Genomic DNA, 2,961 nt, shown 5'->3' on the forward strand with positions numbered 1-2,961 from the left:
GACATTTTGGGGTTGTATGGTTAAGTGACTAAGCGTACACGGTGGATGCCTTGGCAGTCAGAGGCGATGAAGGACGTACTAACCTGCGAAAAGCTATGGGGAGCCGGTAAGAGGCGCTGAACCGTAGATATCCGAATGGGGAAACCCAGTGAGTTTACTCACTATCCTTAACTGAATACATAGGTTAAGGAGGCAAACCGGGAGAACTGAAACATCTAAGTACCCCGAGGAAAAGAAATCAACCGAGATTCCGTTAGTAGCGGCGAGCGAACGCGGACTAGCCCTTAAGCTAGATTGGTGTTAGTGGAATCATCTGGAAAGCTGAGCGATACAGGGTGATAGCCCCGTACACGACAACACCTTTATAGTGAAAACGAGTAGGACGGGACACGTGGTATCCTGTTTGAAGATGGGGGGACCATCCTCCAAGGCTAAATACTCCTGACTGACCGATAGTGAACCAGTACCGTGAGGGAAAGGCGAAAAGAACCTCTGTAAGAGGAGTGAAATAGAACCTGAAACCGTGTACGTACAAGCAGTGGGAGCCCACTTTGTTGGGTGACTGCGTACCTTTTGTATAATGGGTCAGCGACTTACATTCTGTAGCGAGGTTAACCGAATAGGGGAGCCGTAGGGAAACCGAGTCTTAACTGGGCGAACTAGTTGCAGGGTGTAGACCCGAAACCGGGCGATCTAGCCATGAGCAGGTTGAAGATTGGGTAACACTAATTGGAGGACCGAACCCACTACTGTTGAAAAAGTAGGGGATGACTTGTGGCTTGGAGTGAAAGGCTAATCAAGCTCGGAGATATCTGGTTCTCCTCGAAAGCTATTTAGGTAGCGCCTCGAGCGAATACCACCGGGGGTAGAGCACTGTTTGGGCTAGGGGGTCATCCCGACTTACCAACCCCATGCAAACTCCGAATACCGGTGAGTACTACTCGGGAGACACACGGCGGGTGCTAACGTCCGTCGTGAAAAGGGAAACAACCCAGACCGCCAGCTAAGGTCCCAAAGTGATGATTAAGTGGAAAACGATGTGGGAAGGCATAGACAGCTAGGAGGTTGGCTTAGAAGCAGCCACCCTTTAAAGAAAGCGTAATAGCTCACTAGTCGAGTCGGCCTGCGCGGAAGATGTAACGGGGCTAAAATCATCCACCGAAGCTGCGGATTCATGCATTGCATGAGTGGTAGAGGAGCGTTCTGTAAGCCTGCGAAGGTGTGCCGGGAGGCATGCTGGAGGTATCAGAAGTGCGAATGCTGACATGAGTAACGATAAGGGGAGTGAAAAACTTCCCCGCCGAAAGACCAAGGGTTCCTATCCCATGCTAATCAGGGTAGGGTGAGTCGGCCCCTAAGGCGAGGCTGAAAGGCGTAGTCGATGGGAAACGGGTTAATATTCCCGTACCGGCCAATACTGCGATGGGGGGACGGAGAAAGCTAGGCAAGCGCGGCGTTGGTAGTCCGCGTGAAAGTGCGTAGGTTGGAGAGGTAGGTAAATCCGCTTCTCTAAGACTGAGACACGAGACGAGTCACTACGGTGACGAAGTTGCTGACGCTCTGCTTCCAGGAAAAGCCTCTAAGCTTCAGGTATTGGTGACCGTACCCTAAACCGACACAGGTGGTCAGGTAGAGCATACCAAGGCGCTTGAGAGAACTCGGCTGAAGGAACTAGGCAAAATAGTACCGTAACTTCGGGAGAAGGTACGCTCTTGTGTGTGAAGGCCTTGCGCTGTAAGCATATGAGAGTCGCAGTGACCAGCTGGCTGCAACTGTTTATTAAAAACACAGCACTCTGCAAACACGTAAGTGGACGTATAGGGTGTGACACCTGCCCGGTGCCGGAAGGTTAATTGATGGGGTTAGCGCAAGCGAAGCTCTTGATCGAAGCCCCGGTAAACGGCGGCCGTAACTATAACGGTCCTAAGGTAGCGAAATTCCTTGTCGGGTAAGTTCCGACCTGCACGAATGGTGTAATGATGGCCAGGCTGTCTCCAGCCGAGACTCAGTGAAATTGAAATTGCGGTGAAGATGCCGTATACCCGCGGCTAGACGGAAAGACCCCGTGAACCTTTACTATAGCTTGGCACTGAACATTGACCCTACATGTGTAGGATAGGTGGGAGGCTTTGAAGCTGGGACGCTAGTCCTGGTGGAGCCGTCCTTGAAATACCACCCTTGTATGTTTGATGTTCTAACGTAGGTCCCTGAACCGGGATTGCGGACAGTGTCTGGTGGGTAGTTTGACTGGGGCGGTCTCCTCCTAAAGCGTAACGGAGGAGCACGAAGGTTGGCTAAGTACGGTCGGACATCGTACGGTTAGTGTAATGGTAGAAGCCAGCTTAACTGCGAGACAGACACGTCGAGCAGGTACGAAAGTAGGTCATAGTGATCCGGTGGTTCTGTATGGAAGGGCCATCGCTCAACGGATAAAAGGTACTCCGGGGATAACAGGCTGATACCGCCCAAGAGTTCATATCGACGGCGGTGTTTGGCACCTCGATGTCGGCTCATCACATCCTGGGGCTGAAGTCGGTCCCAAGGGTATGGCTGTTCGCCATTTAAAGTGGTACGCGAGCTGGGTTTAGAACGTCGTGAGACAGTTCGGTCCCTATCTGCCGTGGGCGTTGGATAATTGAGTGGAGTTGCTCCTAGTACGAGAGGACCGGAGTGAACGAACCGCTGGTGTTCGGGTTGTCATGCCAATGGCACTGCCCGGTAGCTATGTTCGGAACGGATAACCGCTGAAAGCATCTAAGCGGGAAGCCGGCCACAAGATGAGTTATCCCTTACCCCCTGAGGGTACTAAAGGGTCGTTGGAGACCACAACGTTGATAGGTGAGGTGTGGAAGCGCTGCGAGGCGTTGAGCTAACTCATACTAATTGCCCGAGAGGCTTAACCATACAACGCCCAAGATGTTTTAAAGAAAGAATACAGTGTGCATACAATCAGCTTGCTAA

The 2,961-nt window shown here is 51.9% G+C and carries 1 rRNA gene; it reads left to right on the plus strand.

Annotated features, from left to right (window positions below):
• Positions 1 to 18: 18 nt before the first annotated feature.
• A 23S ribosomal RNA gene (locus tag AJE_RS18975) occupies positions 19 to 2,904 on the plus strand.
• Positions 2,905 to 2,961: the final 57 nt, after the last annotated feature.

Origin of the sequence: Alishewanella jeotgali KCTC 22429, assembly GCF_000245735.1 — a bacterium.
Classification (GTDB): domain Bacteria; phylum Pseudomonadota; class Gammaproteobacteria; order Enterobacterales; family Alteromonadaceae; genus Alishewanella; species Alishewanella jeotgali.